The organism is Mesorhizobium sp. BR1-1-2 (genome assembly GCF_020165435.1).
Classification (GTDB): Bacteria; Pseudomonadota; Alphaproteobacteria; order Rhizobiales; family Rhizobiaceae; genus Mesorhizobium.
Map to the genome: position 1 here is coordinate 448,993 of NZ_JAIUID010000001.1, position 20,392 is coordinate 469,384.

Annotated in this window: 23 protein-coding genes; 11 read left to right on the forward strand and 12 right to left on the reverse strand. The window is 64.7% G+C overall.

The genetic code is table 11. The annotated features are described in order from the left end of the window. Positions 1 to 96: 96 nt before the first annotated feature. Positions 97 to 1,392, forward strand: coding sequence for a hypothetical protein (locus LB551_RS02240; protein WP_224658046.1), 1,296 nt, complete (start codon positions 97 to 99; stop codon positions 1,390 to 1,392). Between the two features lie 127 nt (positions 1,393 to 1,519). Beyond that, complete coding sequence (locus tag LB551_RS02245) at positions 1,520 to 2,638, forward strand: calcium:proton antiporter (protein ID WP_224658047.1); 1,119 nt, start codon at positions 1,520 to 1,522, stop codon at positions 2,636 to 2,638. A gap of 22 nt (positions 2,639 to 2,660) precedes the next feature. Here LB551_RS02245 and LB551_RS02250 read toward each other — a convergent pair whose 3' ends face one another. From LB551_RS02250 to LB551_RS02265, 4 genes are all read right to left on the reverse strand, one after another. Further along, positions 2,661 to 3,236 (reverse strand): hypothetical protein, encoded by a 576-nt coding sequence (locus LB551_RS02250; RefSeq protein ID WP_224658048.1) that lies wholly within the window; start codon positions 3,234 to 3,236, stop codon positions 2,661 to 2,663. Beyond that, positions 3,233 to 3,868, reverse strand: a complete 636-nt coding sequence (locus LB551_RS02255) for a hypothetical protein (protein ID WP_224658049.1) — start codon at positions 3,866 to 3,868, stop codon at positions 3,233 to 3,235. Before LB551_RS02255 ends, LB551_RS02250 begins: the two co-directional genes overlap by 4 nt. Further along, the gene (locus tag LB551_RS02260) at positions 3,865 to 4,461 is read right to left on the reverse strand and encodes a hypothetical protein (protein ID WP_224658050.1); all 597 of its coding nucleotides are present in this window, start codon (positions 4,459 to 4,461) and stop codon (positions 3,865 to 3,867) included. The genes LB551_RS02255 and LB551_RS02260 overlap by 4 nt, the downstream gene beginning before the upstream one ends. 155 nt (positions 4,462 to 4,616) lie before the next feature. Beyond that, positions 4,617 to 4,985, reverse strand: a complete 369-nt coding sequence (locus LB551_RS02265) for a hypothetical protein (RefSeq protein ID WP_224658051.1) — start codon at positions 4,983 to 4,985, stop codon at positions 4,617 to 4,619. A 173-nt stretch (positions 4,986 to 5,158) separates the two neighbouring features. Between LB551_RS02265 and LB551_RS02270 the strand changes: the two genes are divergently transcribed. Continuing rightward, a complete protein-coding gene (locus tag LB551_RS02270; RefSeq protein WP_224658052.1) occupies positions 5,159 to 5,461 on the forward strand; it encodes a hypothetical protein in 303 nt (100 codons plus the stop codon). 66 nt (positions 5,462 to 5,527) lie between these two features. Here LB551_RS02270 and LB551_RS02275 read toward each other — a convergent pair whose 3' ends face one another. Further along, positions 5,528 to 6,232: an XRE family transcriptional regulator gene (locus LB551_RS02275; RefSeq protein WP_140552340.1), complete on the reverse strand. Its 705-nt coding sequence runs from the start codon at positions 6,230 to 6,232 to the stop codon at positions 5,528 to 5,530. Between the two features lie 562 nt (positions 6,233 to 6,794). Here LB551_RS02275 and LB551_RS02280 point away from each other — a divergent pair. After that, on the forward strand, positions 6,795 to 7,379 hold the full coding sequence (locus LB551_RS02280) for a GcrA family cell cycle regulator (protein WP_224658053.1): 585 nt from the start codon (positions 6,795 to 6,797) through the stop codon (positions 7,377 to 7,379). Between the two features lie 236 nt (positions 7,380 to 7,615). On the opposite strand, the gene LB551_RS02285 is transcribed toward LB551_RS02280, so the two are convergent. Further along, a complete protein-coding gene (locus LB551_RS02285; protein ID WP_224658054.1) occupies positions 7,616 to 7,918 on the reverse strand; it encodes a DUF982 domain-containing protein in 303 nt (100 codons plus the stop codon). 99 nt (positions 7,919 to 8,017) lie between these two features. After that, the gene (locus LB551_RS02290) at positions 8,018 to 8,299 is read right to left on the reverse strand and encodes a DUF982 domain-containing protein (protein WP_140552338.1); all 282 of its coding nucleotides are present in this window, start codon (positions 8,297 to 8,299) and stop codon (positions 8,018 to 8,020) included. A 135-nt stretch (positions 8,300 to 8,434) separates the two neighbouring features. On the opposite strand from LB551_RS02290, the gene LB551_RS02295 reads away from it, so the two are divergent. Continuing rightward, complete coding sequence (locus LB551_RS02295) at positions 8,435 to 9,031, forward strand: DUF6456 domain-containing protein (RefSeq protein WP_224658055.1); 597 nt, start codon at positions 8,435 to 8,437, stop codon at positions 9,029 to 9,031. Between the two features lie 88 nt (positions 9,032 to 9,119). On the opposite strand, the gene LB551_RS02300 is transcribed toward LB551_RS02295, so the two are convergent. Both LB551_RS02300 and LB551_RS02305 read right to left on the reverse strand, forming a co-directional pair. Next, on the reverse strand, positions 9,120 to 9,425 hold the full coding sequence (locus LB551_RS02300; protein WP_224658056.1) for a hypothetical protein: 306 nt from the start codon (positions 9,423 to 9,425) through the stop codon (positions 9,120 to 9,122). Between the two features lie 131 nt (positions 9,426 to 9,556). Beyond that, positions 9,557 to 11,518, reverse strand: a complete 1,962-nt coding sequence (locus LB551_RS02305) for an acyltransferase family protein (protein WP_224658057.1) — start codon at positions 11,516 to 11,518, stop codon at positions 9,557 to 9,559. A gap of 253 nt (positions 11,519 to 11,771) precedes the next feature. On the opposite strand from LB551_RS02305, the gene LB551_RS02310 reads away from it, so the two are divergent. From LB551_RS02310 to LB551_RS02335, 6 genes are all read left to right on the forward strand, one after another. Then, positions 11,772 to 12,656 (forward strand): dihydrodipicolinate synthase family protein, encoded by an 885-nt coding sequence (locus tag LB551_RS02310; RefSeq protein WP_224624283.1) that lies wholly within the window; start codon positions 11,772 to 11,774, stop codon positions 12,654 to 12,656. A gap of 19 nt (positions 12,657 to 12,675) precedes the next feature. Beyond that, entirely contained in the window at positions 12,676 to 13,335 is a 660-nt protein-coding gene (locus LB551_RS02315) for a GntR family transcriptional regulator (RefSeq protein WP_140552330.1), read from the forward strand. A 63-nt stretch (positions 13,336 to 13,398) separates the two neighbouring features. Next, a complete protein-coding gene (locus tag LB551_RS02320; RefSeq protein WP_224658058.1) occupies positions 13,399 to 14,736 on the forward strand; it encodes an ABC transporter substrate-binding protein in 1,338 nt (445 codons plus the stop codon). After that, positions 14,736 to 15,758 (forward strand): carbohydrate ABC transporter permease, encoded by a 1,023-nt coding sequence (locus LB551_RS02325; protein WP_224658059.1) that lies wholly within the window; start codon positions 14,736 to 14,738, stop codon positions 15,756 to 15,758. Before LB551_RS02320 ends, LB551_RS02325 begins: the two co-directional genes overlap by 1 nt. Next, a complete protein-coding gene (locus tag LB551_RS02330) occupies positions 15,759 to 16,580 on the forward strand; it encodes a carbohydrate ABC transporter permease (protein ID WP_140499101.1) in 822 nt (273 codons plus the stop codon). Between the two features lie 34 nt (positions 16,581 to 16,614). Next, on the forward strand, positions 16,615 to 17,679 hold the full coding sequence (locus LB551_RS02335; RefSeq protein ID WP_224658060.1) for an ABC transporter ATP-binding protein: 1,065 nt from the start codon (positions 16,615 to 16,617) through the stop codon (positions 17,677 to 17,679). A gap of 63 nt (positions 17,680 to 17,742) precedes the next feature. Here the strand turns inward: LB551_RS02335 and LB551_RS02340 are convergent, their stop codons facing one another. The 3 genes from LB551_RS02340 to LB551_RS02350 form a co-directional block, all read right to left on the reverse strand. Further along, positions 17,743 to 18,048, reverse strand: a complete 306-nt coding sequence (locus tag LB551_RS02340; protein WP_140552326.1) for a hypothetical protein — start codon at positions 18,046 to 18,048, stop codon at positions 17,743 to 17,745. 228 nt (positions 18,049 to 18,276) lie between these two features. Continuing rightward, the gene (locus LB551_RS02345) at positions 18,277 to 18,942 is read right to left on the reverse strand and encodes a GntR family transcriptional regulator (RefSeq protein WP_224658061.1); all 666 of its coding nucleotides are present in this window, start codon (positions 18,940 to 18,942) and stop codon (positions 18,277 to 18,279) included. 292 nt (positions 18,943 to 19,234) lie between these two features. Next, positions 19,235 to 20,266, reverse strand: coding sequence for a hydroxyacid dehydrogenase (locus LB551_RS02350; protein WP_224658062.1), 1,032 nt, complete (start codon positions 20,264 to 20,266; stop codon positions 19,235 to 19,237). Positions 20,267 to 20,392 lie beyond the last annotated feature (126 nt).

The following is a 20,392-nucleotide window of genomic DNA, read 5'->3' on the forward strand; positions in this document are numbered from 1 at the left end:
TCTCCCACAAGGGGAGAAGGGAAGTCGCGCATCGGTTGCAAAACAACCGCCCTTTGCTAGAAGGATTTCGGGCGGGTGGCATTCTGAGAGAACCTCATGTTTGCCGATATCATCAAACCGATCAGCTTGAGTTTTTCGCTGCTGCGGCGGTTCTGGCCGCAACTGGTCGCGCTTGTTCTGGCCGGTGTTCTGGCCGGCGACCTGCTGTTGCAACTGGCGGCCAAGGTGGCGCTCGCCAACCATTTCGCCGGGCTCGCCATGCTGACGCTGGTGGCACTGGCGCAACTGGTGGTGACGGTGGCGATGTTCCATGTGCTGCGCCCCGGCTTGCCCCATGTGCTGGCCGCGCAGCGTGGCGCGGAAAAGGCCACGGTCGCCGAGAGGGAGGGAGCCGCGGACGAGCGCGGTTCGCGGCTGGTGCGGATGATCACCATCGCGCTGTTGCCCTTCTTCGCCTATTATGCGGCCTGGGGATTCCTCGGCGACATCGTGCGCCAATATTCGCGCGAAACGCTCGACCAGGCCGGTTTCGGCCAGAGCGCCAATGTGCTGGACGTGCTGGATTCGCGCTGGCTGCTGGTCTCGGTGGCGGTGTCCTGGCTGGTGCGCCGGCTGGCCAAATTCATGCAGACGAAAACGGGCGCCGGCTCGTTCTGGCAGATCGTGGTGGTGATCTGCGAGACCAACTGGATCTTCGTCGGTCTCTACGTCATCAGCCGCTGGAAGGACAGCGCGTTGCAATGGCTGATGAGCCGCAATTTCTGGTCCGTTCTGCAGGCCTCTGCCGACGGGCTGGCGAGCCCGGTGCCGGCGGCGACGGCCGCGCCCATGGTGCCGGTCGAGATCACCTCGATCGCGCCCTCGACGATCGCCGTCAACCTGTTCTTCTACATGCTCTTGCCGCTGATCTGGCTGGTCATGGCGGCGCTGATCTATGGCTATGACGTGCGCGACGACACGGCACTGACGCGCGTGCACGGCCGGCTGGAACGCGTCGGCAAGCGCTATGCCGGCCTGCCGAAATTCCTGCGCGATTTCGTCGAGCATTTCATCGCCGGTTACCGCTCGCGCTATCTGCCGATCGCCAATGGCGTGCGGCTGACGGTAAGCTCCAGCCTCGTATTGCTGTGCACGCTGATCGTCGGCTACCGCCTGCTCGACTGGGGCGCGGCCTGGCTGTGGCTGGGTGCGACGCGGCTGATCGGCCCGCACGAACTCGACGTCTGGCAGATCCTGTCGCATGGCGTGACGCTGTTGTTCGGCAGCCCGTTCCAGGATTCCTCCACCGGCATCCTGGTCGAGCCGCTGCGCATCTGCTTCCTCGCCGCCGTGCTGGAGACGGCGTTCTCGCTTTCCAAGGGGACGGTTGAGGCGGGCGGTCGTTCCCGGTAGCGACGCGAACGACCGTAGCGTATCCTTGTCGCGCCTTGCCATGTACGTGTGATGAGGCGAAAGTGCGATCTTTCCTGGTCTCGTAAACAGACCGCCTGTTTGCATTCGCAAGATCGAAGAGAATGCCATGACTTACTTCTTCCGCCGTCGAAGTGAGACAATGACCTTCGGCCTGCCTGTGGTCTGCTGCGCGCTGGCGTTGATATTGCAATCGAACATAGAGCCGATCGACGATTACCGGACGGCGATTGTGGTGATCGTTGCCGGCATATCGATCGTTCTTACCTTGGCAACCGTCTTTGCCGTGTTGCGACATGCGGAGGCGATAGCCCGACGTGTCGGACAGCCGTACGGCACCCTGGTCCTTACCTTGGCCGTAACGACGATCGAAGTGTCGATCATCGTCTCGATGATGCGACATGGCGCCAATAATCCGACCCTGGCGCGAGAATCCGTGTTCTCCACGGTCATGATCGTTTGCACCGGCATCGTGGGGCTGTGCCTGACACTCGGCGGGTGGCGGCACCGCCACCAGGACATCCGAAGGCAAGGCACAAGTTCCTTTCTTTCGGTGCTGACCGCGATCACGGTGCTGACCATGGTGCTTCCGAACTACACGCTCGCCACCAGCCCCGGGACATTTTCTCCCACGCAACTGGCCTTCGTCGCGCTGCTGTCGCTCTTGCTCTACGGCAGTTTCGTTTTCGCCCAGAGCTACAGCCAGAAAGAGGACTTCCTGGAGGTGCAGGTCCGTGAAAGCGCCCCGGAAAGCCATTCTCCGCAGGTTCACGGCGTGCCGACGCATTTCGTCTTCCTGCTTCTGGGACTGGTCGGGATCGTTCTGCTGACGGAACGGGTCGCGGCTGGCGTTGAAGATGGCCTTACCTACCTGCAGATCCCGCAATCGGATGCGATCGTCGGCGCGATGATTGCGTTTGTCGTGTTGCTCCCCGAGGCGATCTCCGCCGTCAAGGCATCGTGGGGGAATGAGCTCCAGCGCGCATTGAACGTCGCTTTGGGCTCGGCGTGCGCGACCATCGGACTGACGATCCCGGCAGTGGCGGCGGCCAGCCTCATCACCGGAAAGTCGCTCAACCTCGGTCTCGGTCCGAGCGACGTGATTTTGCTGGTTCTGGCCCTTGCGGTGAGTATCGTAAGTTTCAGTACCGGACGCACGACGGTTCTCACCGGACTTGCTCACCTCGTCGTCTTTGTTGCCTACGTCCTGTTGATCGCCGTGCCGTGACTCCGGACTGCCGGCGCTGTCGCTACTTCGGCGGCCGTTGAAACCGCAGGTACCACGGCCGCTCACTTCCCAGCCCAATGGCGGGACGGATGGTCTTGATGGCATCCTCGGGCACGATGAAGGTGTCGCCGATGGTGATGACGTCACCTGTCTTGGCGCCGGAGAAGATCGCCGAGGTGCAGTTCATCACGCCGTCCGGCAGTCTGACGCCCGAAATCATGTCGGGGAGCCAGCGGCGGCCGTCGGCATCGGTCAGCATCAGCTTGCAGCCCAGCCATTGCTTCTGCAAGTCGGGATCGCTGATGGTGACGGAGAAGGTGGCGATGACGGCGAAGGCCTGATCGGGCAAGCGGCCGGCCTTGCCGCCGCGCAGGTCCGCCAGTTCCCAGTCGCTGCCGCCGAAGCGCGCGGACTGGCCAAACTGGACATCCCTGGCGATGAGGTCTTCGCCGCCAAGCCATTCGCGCAGGCTGTCATGGCTGGTTTCTGCCAGCGCCAGCGGCAGCAGGATGACCAACGCCGCCAGGCTGCGCCTGCGCCATTTTTTCTCGGCCTGCCGCCCGGCCGCCGGCTCCATGTCGGTCGAGACGGCACTCATGGCTTGGCCTGCGATGTCTTGCCTTGTGATGTCTGGCCTTGTGATGTCTGGCCCGGCGGCGCATCCAAATCGTATTGCGGCAGGATGCCGGCCGGCTGTCCATCGGCTCCGGCCGGCAACCCGTCGAAGCTGATGCGGGCCTGCGCATCGAGCGCGCCGAATCGGCGTTCCGAGATCAGCAGCCTAGCGCCGCGGATCTGGTCGGGTGGCACTTCGAAGACGAACAGGCCGCGTTTTTGCAAGCCGGGATCGACGCTGTGCGGCGGCATATCCTGGCGATAGCCCAGCCGCTCCGTCTGGCGATAGCGCAGACCCGTCGGACCTTGCCAGGTGCCGTCCGCGACCGTGATGGAGGCGTCGGTCCCGGTGAGGCTGGTCGTCACCACCGCCCACACGCCGCTCGTCGTCAAAAGCTTTTGCTGCCCGAACTGGTTGGTCTTCAGCGCCCGGGCGAAGACGACCCCGTCCAGCCGCACGTCGAAGCTGCGTGCCCGCACCGTGTCGTGCATGGCGCCGTCGACCGGTATGGGCGCGGTAAGGTCGGCATAATGCGGCTTGGAAAGCTGCATGCCGTAGCTCAGCGCCACGGTGGCGGCGAGAATCACGAGATTGCCGAGGACCCGCATGCTCATGAGCCGGCTCCCGGCGTGTCCGTTGCCGGCATATCGGCGAGCGGCAAGGTGACGGTGCCGAGACGGTAGGGATTGTACCAGCCGGGCGTGCCGTAGAGATTGTCGCGCGGCTTGAAGATTTCCGCGGTGACGCCGAAGGCGAGCTTCGGCGGCACGGCGGCGTCGCCGGCCAGCGGCCAGACATACGCCAGGCGCTCGGTCATGCCGGGGTGCAGTTCCGGCGCCAGGGTCGAATCGCGTATCAGGGCGATCATCGGCATCGGGTCCGGCAGGGTGATCCCCTCCGGCTTGAAGACAGCAAAATAGGCCTTGTTGGATTCGGCCGTGCGGTTGGTCATGTCGGCCTCCAGCACCAGTGCCTTCTGGCCCGGTTTCAGCGGCACGCCATGGATGTCGGCATGGCTGACATAGGACCGCACCGGCTTGATACGCCAGCGGCCGGCATCGATGGCGGCATCGGACGGCAGTTGCGGCGGAGGGTGAGCGGGCAGGGCGCCAAAGGCGCCCATGAGGCCGGCCGCCAACAGCGCGGCGATGGTTCCCGCGCCTGCCGTGATCCAGGCCTGGACTCTTGAACGGGCAGTCTTGAACATTCCCTGATATGCACGTCGAACGATCAGCCACCCGCAGGCAATCTAGGAAGAAAACACTCGGATGGGAACCCGCAAATGGCGGCATTGCCCAGCTCTTCTCATGGCTGCGTTTCCCTCGTGGCGCAGTACGGTCGCCGATGGCTTGGCGAGCCCGCCTATGCCGCCTCCAAGGCCCAGATGCGGTGGCCGTAGCGGCGGAAGAAGCGCGCCAGCAGGCGTTGCTGCCTCGCCTTGGCGAGGTCCGCCAGACGCCGTTCCTGGCGCCAGCGCGGCATGTTGCGCCAGAAGGCGATGAAGCGGGCGGCGTCCTCGATGGCTTCCTGTGCCGATAGCGCCGGGCTGATCGCCGCCAGGAAAAGCGCTTCCGATTGTTTCAGCGCGTCGACGACCACCTTGCGCCTGAAATGGCCGAGGCGCGCCTGGCGGATGCCGTGTTCGCGGATTCTCCCGAAAGCCTCGATGAGAGCGTGACTGTCGCCGCCATAGCCGCAGGCGTGAGCGAAATCGGCGGCAAGGGCGTCCATCGTCTCTCCCGGGGTGCTGCACGCGCGCCGACTCGGCTTTGCAAGCTACATAGAAGCATAACTCAAAAATTCATGAAAGAGAAACTTTTGCAGACCGCTGAAAGATGCGACTCGACTCTCGTTTCAAAACACAGGAAGATGCGAACAAACAAGGAACAAAGAGGCGAGCCGCGATGGCATTGACGGGCAGGGGATCAGTGATTGCGGATGTCGTTTCGATCTCGGTCGAATGCGCCGATTGCGGCCGCAACAGGTGGTGGAAGCCCGATCAGCTGCGGCGCTTCGGCGTGACTGGCAATACCCCGCTGGCAGCGCTTTCAGGCCGGCTGGTCTGCTCGGCCTGCCGCGCCGACGGGCTGCCTGGCACGGCGATCCAGATCCGGGCGGCGTTTATCGACAAGCGCCAGCGCGTGCGCAGCGAGGCGCTCATGCTGAGCGAGCGCGAGATGGCGCTGGAGGGATCGGGGCGGGCGTGAAGGCGAGGGCGTCGACGCTGGGTTTTGCCTTCTCCACTTGTGGGAGGAAGAATTGCCCCGTCGCCCTCAATAGCCCAGCAATTCCTTCAACGGAATGACCCGCCAGACCTGCTTGATGGCGTAGCGGTTGAAGGTCAACGTCTTCGGCGGATTGTACTGTTCGACCACCAGTTCGGCGGCGGTGCGCTTGACCAATTTCTTGATGAAGGCCTTGCCGTTGCGTTCGTTCTCTTCCGGGAAGGTTTCGATCACCACGTGATCGCCCGGGACGGCATCGCGGCCGCCGCAATAGATCAGGTCTCCGGGCTCGTAACGGGGCACCATGGAATCCGAGAGCACGTGCAGCGCGAACACCTTGGCCAGGTTGCGGATGCCGGGTGGGCGCTGGACGTAGCCGGCGGGCTCGCCGTTGAAGGTGAAATCGCCGTCGTCGCCGCCAACCGCGGCGCCCAGCACCTGGATGTCCATCGGCCCGGCGGGCGGCGGCCCGGCATCGGTGACGATCTCGGCGTCGTTGACCGGTCCGGCATCGTCGAGGAAGACCACGTCGCCCTTGCCGAGCGCCACCGGGTCGACACGCAGAAAGGCGGCGGTCTTCAGGAGGTTTTCCGTCTTGGGCAGGTTGCGACCGGTTTCCCAATTACCGACCGCGGCGACGTCGGTGTCGTTGTGCTCGGCGATGTGGCGCATGACAAGGCCGCGCTGCTTGCGCGCCTGGCGGATTGCCGCCCCGACCTTGACCGACAGTTGCGTTTTCACCATGGCACCCATGTGACCAACAAGCGCTGCTTTCGTCCATGAAAGAATGGCTTGCATTCATTTTTGAGTTATGCTTATATCCGTTCATGCAAAAGCTCAACCCCTTTCGAGTCGAAAGCGCCCTCAGGCCAGCTTCACGCGAGCCGGCCAGCGCTCATTCCCTTTCGCCCCGGCTGTCCTCCTCCCCGGCCAGGGCGAAGCGTGAGGCTGATTGCCCCGATGCATCAGCCGCACGTCCGGTCCGCCCGTCACCGGCGGCCGGATCGGCCGGAGCCGTCGCTCCCCGCGGCTCCGGCCCCCAATTCGGCGCGGTGCGGATCCGCTCCCTGATACGCAACGAGGATGGCACCGTGATCCTGCTCGACAGGCTGACGGGCAGGGCGGTTTCCGCACCCGACCGGACGACAGAGGCGCGCCTCGCCGCGCTGGACGGCCGGCCGGACTGAGGCCGCCAACCCAACGGCCGACAGGCCGGATCGAACCCGACAATGCCCACCGCCTGCGGCGGGCCGACACCGAGACTCGCCGGCGGCGTCGCGCGCTGCCGCGGCCGCGCAATGGACGGAGACCAGACATGGCACTTTACGGCGACAAGGAATTGCAGGCGATCGCCGGCTGGTTGACGGACGGACTTTCCGCCTCGCGCATCGCGGCTCGGTTCAGCGCGTCGCGAGGCAGCCCGGTGTCGCGCGACGCCATCATCGGCATCGTTCACCGCAACGCCATGCTGAGTTCGATCGGCTTTGCCAACAGCAAGCGCATCGCGGCAGCCGAGAGGGCGAATGACAAGGCCGCGGACCGCGCCGCCAAGGCCGGACGCAAGCGCGTGCCGAAGCGTGAAGGTGCGGAACGCCTCGCAGCGCGCGAGGCCGGCTTGCTGATCGCGGACGGGCAAGCCTACCGCCTGGAGGTGCCGGTGCCGCAGCGAAGCCCGATCGGCCGCCAGCCGCATGGCGTGGGAATGCGCTTCGTCGACTGCCTGTTCGGGCGCTGCCGCGCTCCGCTCGACCTGACGCTGGAACAAAATCCGGAAAACGATGCGCCCGGCGGCCGGCCCGGCGCCCACATGCTGTGCTGCGGCATGCGCACAATGGCGATGAAAAGCTACTGCACCTATCACCAGGCGCGCTTCCGCCGGCGTGTCTGCGAGGCGGGATGAGCTTCCTCCCGTTCTCGAGGGACGATGCCGGCAGGAGGCAACGCCGGTGCAGGATTGGGAATACAGCCGAGAGTTTTGGGAGATTGGTTCAGATGCAATGTATCGAAGCGTTGGCGCCTCTCATTGGCCCACTAAGCATCTTTCTCCATAAGGCGGGGAGAAAGAAGCTGGCCGCAACGCCGGCTTTGCTTCTGCAGCGTCGACGATCTGGCGAGAACGGCGGCCACGCAACGCTTTTATTTTGGCAGATCGTGGCCCTGCTTTGGCATCCGCACGCTCATTGCATCAGGCATCGTTGGCCGGCCGTCATCGCCGGCCAATATACGGGTGACCCGGGCGAAGCCGATGAACGCTTTCATCGCGTCGGCGTGCGAAATCTGCGCCGCGATGGCTGCGCTGCACGCGTTGAGCGCACTGCGGTAGACGTGACCACGCCGTTCAACCGGCCAGCGCTGCAGGAAGTCGGCTGCCTCAGCGACGCTGTCGATCACCTCGACATGCCCGTCCAGGCATACTTTGAGCGGAGATCCTGTTTTCATTGTACCCACGGCACTTACCTTGGCGTTGCGCGCGGCTCGAAAGCCAGCCACTGTCAACGTGCAAGGCGGCGGCGCGGTTGCATCACGTTTTCAGCAGCCTCACGGGCCCGCGGCGGCGTCGAGCCATTCATGGGCGCGGCTACGCGGCTTCGCCACCAGCAGCCCCTGCTGTCCTGCCGCCTTGGTGAAAGCTTCGAAGGCGACCCGCTGGCGGCAACTGCCATCGATGGCGAGCCTGACCAGCCTTGTCGCATCCAGATAGGCGGTGGCCGTCTTGTCAGGCCATTGCCGGCGAAGCGCGGTCGCCGCCTGGGCGATGGAGCCCACCAGCATGGTCTTGTTGTCGCAGAAGCGCAAGGTCACCGGCATGAAGGCGGTCATGGGCATACCTCCTGTTGGTTTTGGTGCGGCACAACGCCCAGCCTCGCCGCTGGTTCCGGCGCACGCAGCCAATTTCGCCAGGGATCGCGGCCTAGCCAGCCAGCACCTCATCCACTCCCCCACAAGGACGCAGCCATGAGCAAGAAAGCCGCCAGATCAGCTAAACCGCAGACGCCGAAGCTGCCGAAGGGCGAGGCCGAGCAGGTGCGCATCCGCCGCGAGGTTGGCCATGATTTCGCGTTGCGGGACGACGAGTTCGGCCGCAAGCGGCTCGCAACCGGCACGTCGGAGGCGCGGCGCGTCTATGAGGTGTCCAATGACGGCCATACCTCCACCGGTGGTATCGTGCGGGTGCGCAGCATCGATCCGCTGCTGGGCATCACCTCGCTGTCGCACCAGCAGCGCGAGGCTGGCCTGCGCTACCGCGAGGATTTCCGCGCCAGCCAGCAGGCTGGTATCAAGCCGATGCGCTGGAGCGAACGCGTCGACGGCGACAGGATAAGCGGCGGCATCACCGACAGCGTGCTCAATGCCGGACGGTCGCACGCCGCCGCGACCCGCGCGCTCGGCCATTGGGAGGTGGTCGACGTGGTGCGGAAGATCGTGTGCTTGGAGCAGTCGGTCAGAGGCGTGGCGGGAGAGATGAGCGAGGGCAGGGACGTGGCGGCAAAGCTGTTGAGAATCGGGCTCGATCTGCTGGCGATGCACTACGGGATGATGGTGCGAAAATAGGACCCGGGTGACGGGGCAGCGCCATTCCTGGGCATGGGCTGTGCACTACAATCCGGCCGGCGCGATGCCGGCCGGATCAATTGTCAGTTCAACGTCGGCAGACACGGACCCTCTCGATGACCCGATGGTGATGACGCCAGTGCTTGATCACCTCGGTGTGGCAGCGACGATGACCGTAGTAACGCGGACGATAGCTCTCGTCATACATGCTGTAACGGCCATAGTAGCCGTCATCGTCGGAATAATCGCGATAATGGTGACGATATCTGGGAACATAATAATCGTCGTCATAGCCGTTGCCGATGCCAAGCGTGATGCTGGCGGCATTTGCCGGGGCCATCACCGCCACCGCCGAAGCGACGGCAAGCACGGATGCGAGCAAGAGTTTCTTCATGACAACCTCCTCTTAAGGTCCCTCTAATAAACGCTGCCCACGCGGCACCGTTCCCGTAGAGTCGGTAAAGCAATGTTTCGCGCCCGCGCGCGCCGTGACGGAGCGACTTCGTCGGCAGCGGGCTAACCCTTCTAAAACAGTGCCTTTTCCAGCGGCTTCTCCAGCGTCTCGGCGAAGGCCGTCGCCAGATGGTGGCGGTCGCGGAAGGCGATCTTGCCGCCGATGAAGACGTGGCAGGTGGTCTGGTTGCAGAACTGGTCGGTCATATCGACATAGCTGGCGTTCGGAATGCTGCGCACGACGTCTCGCTCCACCGCGGCCATGGCGTCGTTGGCGGCATAGGCACGCGTCTGGTCGCAGAGCGAGGGCGTGTCGCCGCGCCACAGCGCACGCGCCACGCAGGTGTCGACCTGCTCGTCGTTGAAGGGCACGTCGCGGATGAAGGCGACCTTCAGCCCGGCTTTGCTGAACGTCTCCAGCGTCGAACGCAGGCCCGCCTTCCACTCCGCGTCCTGGCTGTCGGGCTCATCCTTGCCGGCCGCCATCTTGCGCGAGCTGGTCAGGGCGATTTCCGAGATCACCACCAGGGCCGGCCTCAGCGCCAGGATCTCCTTGATCGACTGCTCGCGCCACTGGTCGCATTCGGCGTAGTTGCGCTTCAGCTTGCTCGACCATGTCGATAGCCGGGACGCCCGGCACGAGGACTTGAGCCAGGTAACCACCCGATAATCGCGCTTTTCGGCTGCCTCGATCAGCGGCGTCGACCAGTGGTCGGCATGTGAATCGCCAAACAGCGCGATCGTGCCTTTCGCATCCTTGGCGCCAAACACGCAGGGCTTCGGGGTGACAGTCTCGTAGTCGAGCACGCAGCCGCCCCTGGCGCGCGCGGTGGATGGACGCGCCGCACTTTGGGCGATGACGCGCTGCTCCGGATCGAGTTCGTGAACGGCAAACTTGGCGTTGGCGTAGGCCGCGACCACGCCGGCGCCGGTCAGCAGCGCCGCGGGCACGAGCGCGCGGGCGGCGCTTGCCATCAGCCAGCCGTTGCGGCGAACGGGGTTTTCGACGACGTGATAGGTGAAGATGGAGAGCATCAGCGTCAGTGCCAGGCAGGCAAACCTATCCAGCCCGGAAAGCTCCGCGGTGACCATTCCCGCATAGACGATGACCGGCCAGTGCCAGAGATAGAGCGAATAGGAGAGCCTGCCGATCCATTGCATGGGCGGCAGCGACAGGACAGCCGTGGGCCCGCCGGCCAGCTTGCCACCCGCTTGGCGCTCGCCTGCCCCGCTGACCAGCAGCAGCACCGTGCCGACGACCGGCAGCAGCGCCAGCAGGCCGGGGAAGGGCAGCGCCTCGTCCAGCAGCAGATAGGCGGGCACGATCAGCGCCAGGCCGAGCCAGCCTTGCGCGGCGCGCAGCCGCGGGTGGTACCGGAGGAAATTTGCCGGCACCATCGTGGCAAGCCCGCCGGCGGCGAACTCCCAGGCCCTCAGCGGCGAGAAATAGAAAGCCCAGGGCGGCGAAACGCTGGTCAGCCAGGCGCAGGCCACGAACGACACCAGGCCGGTGACGCCGATGACCACGATGGCCGCGCGCCGTCCCGGCCGCAGCCATGCGGCGAGAACAAGCAGCGCCGGCCATGCGAGGTAGAACTGCTCCTCCACCGATAGCGACCAGAAATGGATGAACGGGTTGTTGGCGGCATCGGAGGCGAAATAGTCGAACGACCAGCGGATCAGCCACAGGTTGATCATATAGGCCGAGGCAAACATCGCGCCCTTCGAATAGAGCGCCTGTTCCTCCGGCGACAGGATGAAGGCGCCGGCCAGCAGCGTGGCGAGGATGACGAACAGCGAGGCCGGCAGCAACCGCCGGGCGCGGCGGGCATAGAAGCGCCACAGATTCAGCCGGCCGCTCTCGCCGATCTCCTGCAAAAGGTGTCTTGTGATGAGATAGCCGGAGATGACGAAGAAGATGTCGACCCCAGCAAAGCCGCCGGGCAGGGCGGTGAGGCCGAAATGATAGGCGACGACACCGGCTACCGCCAGTGCGCGCATTCCCTCGATATCGGGTCGGAACGATGCTGCCACGACAAATCCTTCGTGCAAGCCCAACCCGCGGCCATTGTCGGCCGGGGCGGATCGTATCGCAATGCAACAAATCTTTCGCAGCGCAACATGGCAGGAAAAAGGAAAAACGGCACAAACGGGCCTTGGGCATGGATAGAGCCTGCACCGGAACCATCACAACCTGCGTTTCCGTAAATTTGCATCCGCCCTATTTACGACTAACATGTTAGCGTGATAGCACTACCTGCGCACTGCTCTTTTGGGAGACTCGCTGGTGACATCGCGTTTTGGTCTTTCGGTTGCCCTGGCCACGCCTTTCGATGCGTCGGGGCAAATCCTCATTCCACCCATGGTGACGTTGGCCCGGAGCTGCCTGGCGCAGGGCTGCACCAGCGTGACGCTTTTCGGCACCACCGGGGAGGGCGCTTCGGTCGGCACCGGGGAGCGGGGGGCTGTCACCGAGGAGATGCTGGCGGCCGGCATCGCGCCGCATCAGCTTGTCGCAGGCGTGCTGGTCGATGCGGCCGAGGATGCAGCCGAGCAGGCTCGGCATGCCTTGCAGCGCGGCGCCCGTAACATCCTCCTTGCCCCTCCCAGCTATTTCAAGAATATCGGCGACGATGGACTTTTCGGCTGGTTTTCCGCCGTCTTTGCCGCTCTCGGTCCGCTGGCCCGCGGCGTGCTGCTCTACAACATTCCCTCGGTCACCACGGTGCAGCTTTCGCTTGGGCTGATCGGCCGGCTGCGCCAGGCGTTTCCGGACGTGGTCGCCGGCGTCAAGGATTCCGGCGGCGACTGGGCCTATAGCGAGGCGCTGCTCGGTGCCCATGGCGATCTGGTGATCCTGATCGGCGACGAGCGGCATCTGGCGCGGGCGGTCAGGATCGGTGGCCAGGGCGCGATTTCGGGCATGGCCAATTTCGCCGCCGGCGAGGTCCTCGCCATGGCCGAGAAAGGGCACGACGACGTGCGCGTCGAGCGTTTCGTGCTCGAGTTGCTCAAGCACCCGGTCATTCCCGCGGTCAAGGTGATGGTGGCGCGCAAGACCGGCGACGAGCGCTGGCTGGCGGTGCGGCCGCCGCTCGAGCCGATCGCGGCGCCGGAGCGCCAGCAGCTTGGCGCTGCCTACAACACTCTTTTCGCGGCCGCGGCGGCCTGACGGGGAAGGAAGCACTGAAATGGCCAATGGCGGCGACCAGACAAATCTGCGGGAGCAGGCCTATGCCAGCTTCACGCGGCATTTGCTGGCCCGCGACCTCAAGCCGGGCCAGTTCGTGTCGCAGCGCGAACTCGTCGCGTTCACCGGCCTGCCGCTCGGCGCCATCCGCGAGATCGTGCCGCGCCTGGAAGCCGAGGGGCTGTTGACGACGATCCCGCAGCGCGGCATGCAGATCGCGCATATCGACATCAGCCTGATCCGCGAGGCCTTCCAGTTCCGCCTGTTCATGGAGCGCGAGGCGGTGGCGCTGTTCACCGTCAGCGCCTCCGACGGCGAACTCGCGCGCTTGCGCCGCGAGCATGAGGACATGCTGGCGCAGGCGCTGGCGCAGACCCCGACGCCGGAGATGGAGGCCAGGGCTCAGACCATCGACTGGGCCATGCACGACACTTTCATCGATGCGCTCGGCAACGAGATCATTGCCAAGGCCTATCTGGTCAATTCGGTGAAGATCCGCCTGATCCACCAGGAACGGTTCCGCATCGACGGCCGCGTGGTGCCGGTGATGCGCGAGCATCTGAGCGTGATCGAAGCCCTCGAAAGCCGCAATCCGCAAAAGGCGGTCGAGGCGATCAGCCAGCATATCGACAATGCGCGCCGGCTGGCGCTCCATATCTGAGGAAGCAGGCCGCGCCGTGCCTATCGCGGTGCAATCGACAACGACAGCAACCGGGAGGAAGAAATGCCGTCCAATCCATTCAACCCAAACAGAAGGCAGCTCCTTGCGGGCGCCGCCATGCTCGCCGGCGCCGGCCTTGCCGGTATCCGCCCGAGCCTTGCCGCCGGCGTCGACTGGAAGCGTTTCGCCGGCACGACGCTCGACGTCAATCTGGTGAAAAGCCCGCGCAGCGACACGCTGATCAAATATCTCGCCGAGTTCGAGGAGCTGACGGGCATCAAGGTCAATGCCGAGGCGACGCCCGAGCAGCAGCAGCGCCAGAAGACGGTCATCGAGCTCAGCTCCGGCAAACCCAGCTTCGACGTCGTGCATCTGAGCTACCATGTGCAGAAGCGGCAGTTCGAGAAGGGCGGCTGGCTGGCCGACATATCGGGCTACCTTGCCGACCCGACGCTGACCGAGCCGAGCCTGGTCGAAAAGGACTTTGCCGATGCCGGCATGCTGTTCGCCAAGGACGGCGAGGGCGTGCTGCGCTCGCTGCCGTTCTCGGTCGACTATTGGATAATCTACTGGAACAAGGAGCTGTTCGAGGCCAAGGGCCTCAAATACCCCGAAACCTTCGATCAGCTCGTTGCGGCCGCGGAGGCGCTGACCGACCCGTCGACCAACACCTACGGTTTCGTCGCGCGCGGCCTCAAGAACGCCAACACGCCGGTCTGGACCTCGCTGATGCTCGGCTACGACATGACGCCGCTCGACGACAAGGGCAAGCTGCGCACCACCGCGCCCGAAGCGGTCGAGGCGGCCGCCCTCTACCAGCGGCTGATGACCAAATCCGCGCCGCCCGGCGTTACCGGCTTCAACTGGGCCGAAGCGCAATCCGCCTTCCTGCAAGGCAAGATCGGCATGTGGTTCGACGGCGTCGGTTTCGCGCCGCCGATGGAAAATCCGGAGAAGTCGAGGGTGGTCGGCAAGGTCGGCTACGGCGTCATGCCCAAGGGCCCCAAGGCGCACGCCTCGGGTACGTTCGGCGACGGGCTCGGCGTGACCACGGCCAGCGAGAAGAAGGAAGCCGCCTATCTCTTTTGCCAATGGGCGGTGTCGGCCGGCATGGGCGCCCGGCTGCTGCAGGCAGGTGCCGGTGTGCCGTTCCGCAAATCTGTGCTGGAAGACCCCAAGGTGCGCCAGGGCGTGACCATGCCGGCGAGCTGGCTCGACGCCGTGGTCGGCTCCGGCAATGTCAGCCGGCTGGCGCTGCCGGTCATCATCCCGGTCACCGAGTTCCGCGACATCTATGGCGTGGCGCTCAGCAACCTGCTCGCCGGGGCCGACCCGGCGGAGGAACTGAAGAAGGCGACGGAGCAGTTCCAGCCGGTCCTCGACAGGAGCGAGCAAGGCTGATGTCCCCAACTGCCCCAGAGCGCGCCGGGGCGACGATCGATCGCGCCGGGGCGACGACGGATCGCGCGGGGGCGACGATCGATCGCACCGGGGTGACGATCGATCGCGCCGGGGTGACGAAACAGGCAAGCGAAGGGGGCCGGCCCGTCAAGCTGGCTCCCAGCTACTGGCCCTTCGTCGTCCCCGCGCTGGTCGTCGTCGGCGCCGTCATCGTCTTTCCCTGGGCCTTCACGCTGTGGATGAGCGTCAACCGCTGGACGCTCGGCCAGTCGCGAAGCTTCGCGGGGATGGAGAACTATCTGCGACTGGTCGGCGATGGGCGGTTCTGGGAATCGCTCGCGCACACCTTGTCCTACACTTTCCTCTCGGTGGCCGCGCCGATGCTTCTCGGCACCATCGCGGCGCTGATCTTCGATGCCCGGTTCCCGCTGCGCGGCGTGCTGCGCGGCATTTTCGTGATGCCGATGATGGCCACGCCCGTCGCCGTGGCGCTGGTCTGGACGATGATGTTCCATCCGCAACTCGGCGTGCTCAACTACCTTCTGTCGCTGGTCGGCATTCCGGCGCAGGAATGGATTTTCAACGCCAGGACGGTCATCCCCTCGCTGGTCGCAGTCGAGACCTGGCAGTGGACGCCGCTGGTGATGCTGATCGTGCTGGGCGGGCTGGCCTCGGTGCCGCGCGAACCCTTCGAGAGCGCCGAGATCGACGGCGCCAATGCCTGGCAGCAGTTCCGTTACCTGACCTTGCCGATGATCGCGCCGTTCCTGATGATCGCGGTGATCATCCGCACGATCGACGCGCTGAAGAGCTTCGACATCATCTATGCGATGACCCAGGGTGGGCCAGGCACGGCCTCCGAGACCATCAACATCTATCTCTACAACATCGCCTTCTCCTATTACGACATCGGCTACGGCTCGGCCATGGCGGTGGTGTTCTTCGTTCTTATCGTAGCGCTGTCCTTCGTCCTGCTGATGCTGCGCCAGCGCAGCCGCTGGACCGACGGGGAGGGCAAATAGATGCGTTCGCGACTGCTCAACCGGATCGGCCTGTTCTTCGCCGCCCTGGTCTTCGTCTCGCCGGCGATCCTGTTCTTCCTCTGGATGATCTCGCTGTCCCTGAAATTCGAGATCGACAACGGCGCCTCGCCGCCGGTCTTCATCCCCGAGCATGTGGCCTGGTCGAACTATGCCAAGGTGTTCGAGGAGAACAATTTCCTGCTCTACTTCTGGAACTCGGTGCTGGTGACCGGCACGGCGACGCTCTTGGCGCTGCTGATCGGCGTGCCTGCCGGCTACGGCATAGCGCGGCTCAAGGCCGAACGGTCGGCGGTTGTCATCATGATCGCGCGCATGACGCCGGGGCTGTCCTATCTCATCCCGCTGTTCCTGCTGTTCCAGTGGGCGGGCATACTGGGCACGCTATGGCCGCAGATCATCATCCATCTCGTGGTCACGGTGCCGATCGTGGTCTGGGTGATGATCGGCTATTTCGAGACCACGCCGATGGAGCTGGAGGAGGCCGCCAGCATGGACGGCGCCTCCTCTTGGCAGGTATTCCGGCTGGTCGCGCTGCCCATCGCCAGGCCGGGCATCGTGGTGGCCTTCATCCTGTCCATCATCTTCTCCTGGAACAATTTCGTCTTCGGCGTGGTGCTGGCCAGCCGAGAGACGCGGACCCTGCCGGTCGCGGTCTACAACATGCTCTCCTACGAGCAGGTGAGCTGGGGGCCGCTGGCCGCCGCCGCACTGGTGGTGACGCTGCCGGTGCTGGTGCTGACCATGTTCGCGCAAAGGCAGATCGTCGCCGGGCTGACCGCCGGCGCGGTCAAGGGCGGCTGAAGCCGACGACACTCTTTCCAGGTGAGGACATGAAATGGCAGCGGTGACGATCAACAATGTGCAGAAGGCATTCGGAGCGACCAGGATCATTCACGACGTCAGCGTCGACATCGCCGACGGCGAGTTCGTCATCCTGGTCGGACCTTCGGGCTGCGGAAAGTCGACGCTGCTGCGCATGATCGCGGGGCTGGAGACGATTTCGGGTGGCAGGATCGCCATCGGCGAGCGGGTCGTCAACGATCTCAGGGCGCGCGATCGCAACATCGCCATGGTGTTCCAGAACTACGCGCTCTACCCGCATATGACAGTGGCCGACAATATGGGCTTCGCGCTCAAGATCAAGAAAGCCGATCCGGCCGATACCGCCGGCCGCGTCAACAGGGCGGCGAGCATCCTCGGCCTGGAAAAGCTGCTCGACCGCTTCCCGCGCCAGCTTTCGGGCGGCCAACGCCAGCGTGTCGCCATGGGGCGCGCCATCGTGCGCGACCCGCAGGTCTTCCTGTTCGACGAGCCGCTCTCCAACCTGGACGCCAAGCTGCGCGTGCAGATGCGCGGCGAGATCAAGGCGCTGCACCAACGGCTGGGCACCACCACCATCTATGTCACGCATGACCAGATCGAGGCGATGACCATGGCCGACAAGATCGTGGTGCTGCATGATGGCCTGGTCGAGCAGGTCGGCGCGCCGCTCGACCTCTACGACCGGCCGGCCAATCTCTTCGTCGCCGGCTTCATCGGGTCGCCCGCCATGAATTTCATTCGCGGCCGCATCGAGGAAGGCATCTTCCGCAGCGCAGGCGGGCTGACCCTGCCGCTGCCGGCGCCGCTTCACCCGGCGCAGATCCCGGGCGGGGAGTTGGTCTACGGCATCCGCCCCGAACACATCCGCGCCAGCAGCGACGGCATCCCGGGCAGCGTCACGCTGCTGGAAGCGACCGGCTCGGAGATATTCGCCAAGGTCGACTGCGGCGGCGAGGAGATAGACTGCCTTTTCCGCGAGCGGCTGGCGCTCAAGCAGGGCCAGCCGGTGCGCATCCAGGTCGACCGCGCCTGCGCGCATCTGTTCGACGCCGAAACCGGCCGGCGCATCGGCGCATGACAACAGCCCCGCGGGCCGGGGCTGTCTCAGGATACGGGCTATAAAAGCCTGCTCGCCGCCGGTCTATTTGCTGCCGCCATTCGCCTTGACGCTGCTGCAGAACTCCGGATGGCTGTTGGCGGCGTTGGCGTCCTTGGCCTCATCCTCGCAGGCCGTCATCATCATCTTCTGGTCTTCCGGAGTGAGCGCTTTCCACACCTTCGCGAACTCGTCACCACTGCGCATCTTCTTCATGCTGGAGTCGGTGTAGAACGGCTGCATCTTGGCCGGATCGTCGAGTGCCGACGTGCCCTTGTTCGCGGCGGCGAGGGCCGAGCCCGCGAGCATCGAAAGTGTCATCGCGCCGACGCAGATCATCTTGATGTTCATGATAGGATCCTTCCCTGTTGCTCTTCGACCGTCGAAGCAACGATCGTCAAAGAAACGGAAGGTTCGGAGGAAAGTTCCGGTTCGCCGTGCCCGCCCACGGCCGGTCTGAAGAAATATATTCTTCCACGCCCGCGAAACTTTCCGCTTTTTTCTTCGTTTGGCTGCATCGTTAGATTTGCAGCGACCGGACTCGCTCATCCGCTGCTGCTGCCTTCTGTCGGCCCGGTTTCAGCCGGCGTCGCCGCTCTCGATTTCCTGGAGATAGAACGTCTTGCTGGGCTGCAAATGGTCGACGCAGAGCTGCGCCAGCACCCAATTGTCCCGGCGCTTGAGCGCCTCGATCATCATTGCGTGGTGCTGGCGCGAGATGTCGAGCTTTTCCCTGTCGGCCAGCGAATTGGCCCGCACCGGCAGGCTGAGGCGCATGTAATGCTCGATCGAGGCCACCAGATAGGCATTGCCGCAGGCCGAGAACATGGTGAGATGGAAACGGTCATTGGCCTCGTGGATGCCGCGCAGATAGCCGCTCTCGACATGGCCGTTATAGATGCGAAGGATCTGCGTCAGCTCTTCGATCAGCGCGTCGCTCGCGGGAAGGCGGATCATCAGCGCCGCCTGCCGCTGCAGCATCTCGCGCACCTCGTAGATCTGCCGCACCTCGTCGGGCGACAGCCGCCGCACCATGGCGCCCTTGTTGCGCTCGCGCGTGACGACGCCTAGCCTTTCGAGCTGATAGAGCGCCTGTCGGATGGTATGGCGCGACACCGGGAAGCGGGCGAGCAGCACGTCCTCGACCAGGCGCGCGCCGGGCGCCAGCCTGCCGAAGATGATGTCTTCCTCCAGTGCGTGGACGATATCGGCTTCCTTGCCGCCATAATCGATCGTGTTGAGCATCGCGCTCCGTCGCGTTTTCGACAGCCTCATGGCAAGGGCCGCTCTTGCCGCCTTGCCATGGCGAAAAAAGAAAACCGGACCGCTTGGCCGGCCGGACCGATTGGCCCTGGGCCCGCCGGCTGCGCCGTTACCGCCGACGACCCCTGCCGTTTGCCGAGCCTCAGCTTTTCATAGGCGTTGCGCGTCGATTTCTCCCCGATGGGCCGGTCGAGGGTCGTCGCTGGCCATGCTTTTGTCAAGCGACGCGAAGGCGATGCGAAGGCCCGCCGATTTGCGCGGACCCAGCCACCCGTCAGTTCCTGTCCACCGGCTTGGAACGCATGCGCGAGACCGTTTCGCGCTCGGCGCGCTTAGAACGCAGCGGCGGCAGGCCGCGATCGATCAGGTCCATGTCCTCCAGCACCATGTCGCCCATGCGCTTGAAGGCGATATCGAGCGCGCCGGCGCGGTGAGCCGAGCGCAGGAAGCCGGGCAAGGCGCGCACCGGGTGGTCCCGCGCCAGCGGTTCTTCGGGGAAGACGTCGCTGGCGGCGAGGATATGGCCACTCTTCACCGCTGCCATCAAAGCAGGGAAGTCGACCACGCCGGCGCGGCTGAGCAGGATGAAGGCCGCGCCTTTGCGCATCCTGGCAAAGGCGTCGGCGCCGAGGAAGCCCTGGTTCTCGCTGGTCACCGAGGCGACGACGAAGACGAAGTCGCTGGCGGACAGCACCTCGTCCATCGAGGCCGGCTCGACGCCATTGTCGATCAGGATCGACGGCGGCAGCCAGGGATCGAAGACTTTTGTCCTGGTGCGGAAACCCGACAGCAGCCGGTTCAGCGCGCGGCCGAGATCGCCGAAGCCGACGATGCCGACATCGGCGCCTGACAACAGCCGCGCCGTCCGGTTGCCGTCGCCGCCCCACAATTCCTCGCCCTTGCGGAAGGCAAGGTCGGCATCGACGATGCCGCGGGCGAGGTTGAGCGCCATGGCAAGGCCGAGCTCGGCCACCGGCTCGGCAAAGACCAGACCCGTTGTGACGACATGGATGCCGCGCGCGAACAGCGTTTCATAGGGCATGTTGTCGATGAGGTTGCTCTCGACATTGAAGACGCAGCGCAGCGCCTTCATCTTCTCCAGCGTCTCGGCCGCGATCGGCGGCTGGCCGACGATGTAGCGGGCCTCGGCCAGCACATCGGCCGGCAGTTTCGCCACGCCGTCCGGCGTCGTCTCGACGATGCGATATTTCGCCTTGAAGCGCGCCAGCTGCGGCGGCGTGAAGATGAGGTCGAGCGTGCGCGGTTCGGGCGCGCTGATGACCAGCGGCAAGGCGCTGTCGGACATGGCGAATTCCTCCCGGCGCGATCGTCTGGCGCCCTTCTGGATGCAATCTATCCCGGATTAAACGACTTACAACATGCATACGGAGGAGGAGAATTTCGCGACAAGAAAGGCGGGATTGCGGCTAGG

Bases quoted from the DNA above. Each gene is read 5' to 3' on its own strand.
- LB551_RS02325 (WP_224658059.1), top strand. From the start codon at position 14,736: ATGTCCCCAACTGCCCCAGAGCGCGCCGGGGCGACGATCGATCGCGCC.
- LB551_RS02290 (WP_140552338.1), bottom strand. From the start codon at position 8,299: ATGACCGCCTTCATGCCGGTGACCTTGCGCTTCTGCGACAACAAGACC.
- LB551_RS02315 (WP_140552330.1), top strand. From the start codon at position 12,676: ATGGCCAATGGCGGCGACCAGACAAATCTGCGGGAGCAGGCCTATGCC.
- LB551_RS02260 (WP_224658050.1), bottom strand. From the start codon at position 4,461: ATGTTCAAGACTGCCCGTTCAAGAGTCCAGGCCTGGATCACGGCAGGC.
- LB551_RS02345 (WP_224658061.1), bottom strand. From the start codon at position 18,942: ATGCTCAACACGATCGATTATGGCGGCAAGGAAGCCGATATCGTCCAC.
- LB551_RS02255 (WP_224658049.1), bottom strand. From the start codon at position 3,868: ATGAGCATGCGGGTCCTCGGCAATCTCGTGATTCTCGCCGCCACCGTG.
- LB551_RS02240 (WP_224658046.1), top strand. From the start codon at position 97: ATGTTTGCCGATATCATCAAACCGATCAGCTTGAGTTTTTCGCTGCTG.
- LB551_RS02340 (WP_140552326.1), bottom strand. From the start codon at position 18,048: ATGAACATCAAGATGATCTGCGTCGGCGCGATGACACTTTCGATGCTC.
- LB551_RS02265 (WP_224658051.1), bottom strand. From the start codon at position 4,985: ATGGACGCCCTTGCCGCCGATTTCGCTCACGCCTGCGGCTATGGCGGC.
- LB551_RS02270 (WP_224658052.1), top strand. From the start codon at position 5,159: ATGGCATTGACGGGCAGGGGATCAGTGATTGCGGATGTCGTTTCGATC.
- LB551_RS02350 (WP_224658062.1), bottom strand. From the start codon at position 20,266: ATGTCCGACAGCGCCTTGCCGCTGGTCATCAGCGCGCCCGAACCGCGC.
- LB551_RS02275 (WP_140552340.1), bottom strand. From the start codon at position 6,232: ATGGGTGCCATGGTGAAAACGCAACTGTCGGTCAAGGTCGGGGCGGCA.
- LB551_RS02285 (WP_224658054.1), bottom strand. From the start codon at position 7,918: ATGAAAACAGGATCTCCGCTCAAAGTATGCCTGGACGGGCATGTCGAG.
- LB551_RS02330 (WP_140499101.1), top strand. From the start codon at position 15,759: ATGCGTTCGCGACTGCTCAACCGGATCGGCCTGTTCTTCGCCGCCCTG.
- LB551_RS02335 (WP_224658060.1), top strand. From the start codon at position 16,615: ATGGCAGCGGTGACGATCAACAATGTGCAGAAGGCATTCGGAGCGACC.
- LB551_RS02280 (WP_224658053.1), top strand. From the start codon at position 6,795: ATGGCACTTTACGGCGACAAGGAATTGCAGGCGATCGCCGGCTGGTTG.
- LB551_RS02300 (WP_224658056.1), bottom strand. From the start codon at position 9,425: ATGAAGAAACTCTTGCTCGCATCCGTGCTTGCCGTCGCTTCGGCGGTG.
- LB551_RS02245 (WP_224658047.1), top strand. From the start codon at position 1,520: ATGACTTACTTCTTCCGCCGTCGAAGTGAGACAATGACCTTCGGCCTG.
- LB551_RS02320 (WP_224658058.1), top strand. From the start codon at position 13,399: ATGCCGTCCAATCCATTCAACCCAAACAGAAGGCAGCTCCTTGCGGGC.
- LB551_RS02295 (WP_224658055.1), top strand. From the start codon at position 8,435: ATGAGCAAGAAAGCCGCCAGATCAGCTAAACCGCAGACGCCGAAGCTG.
- LB551_RS02250 (WP_224658048.1), bottom strand. From the start codon at position 3,236: ATGAGTGCCGTCTCGACCGACATGGAGCCGGCGGCCGGGCGGCAGGCC.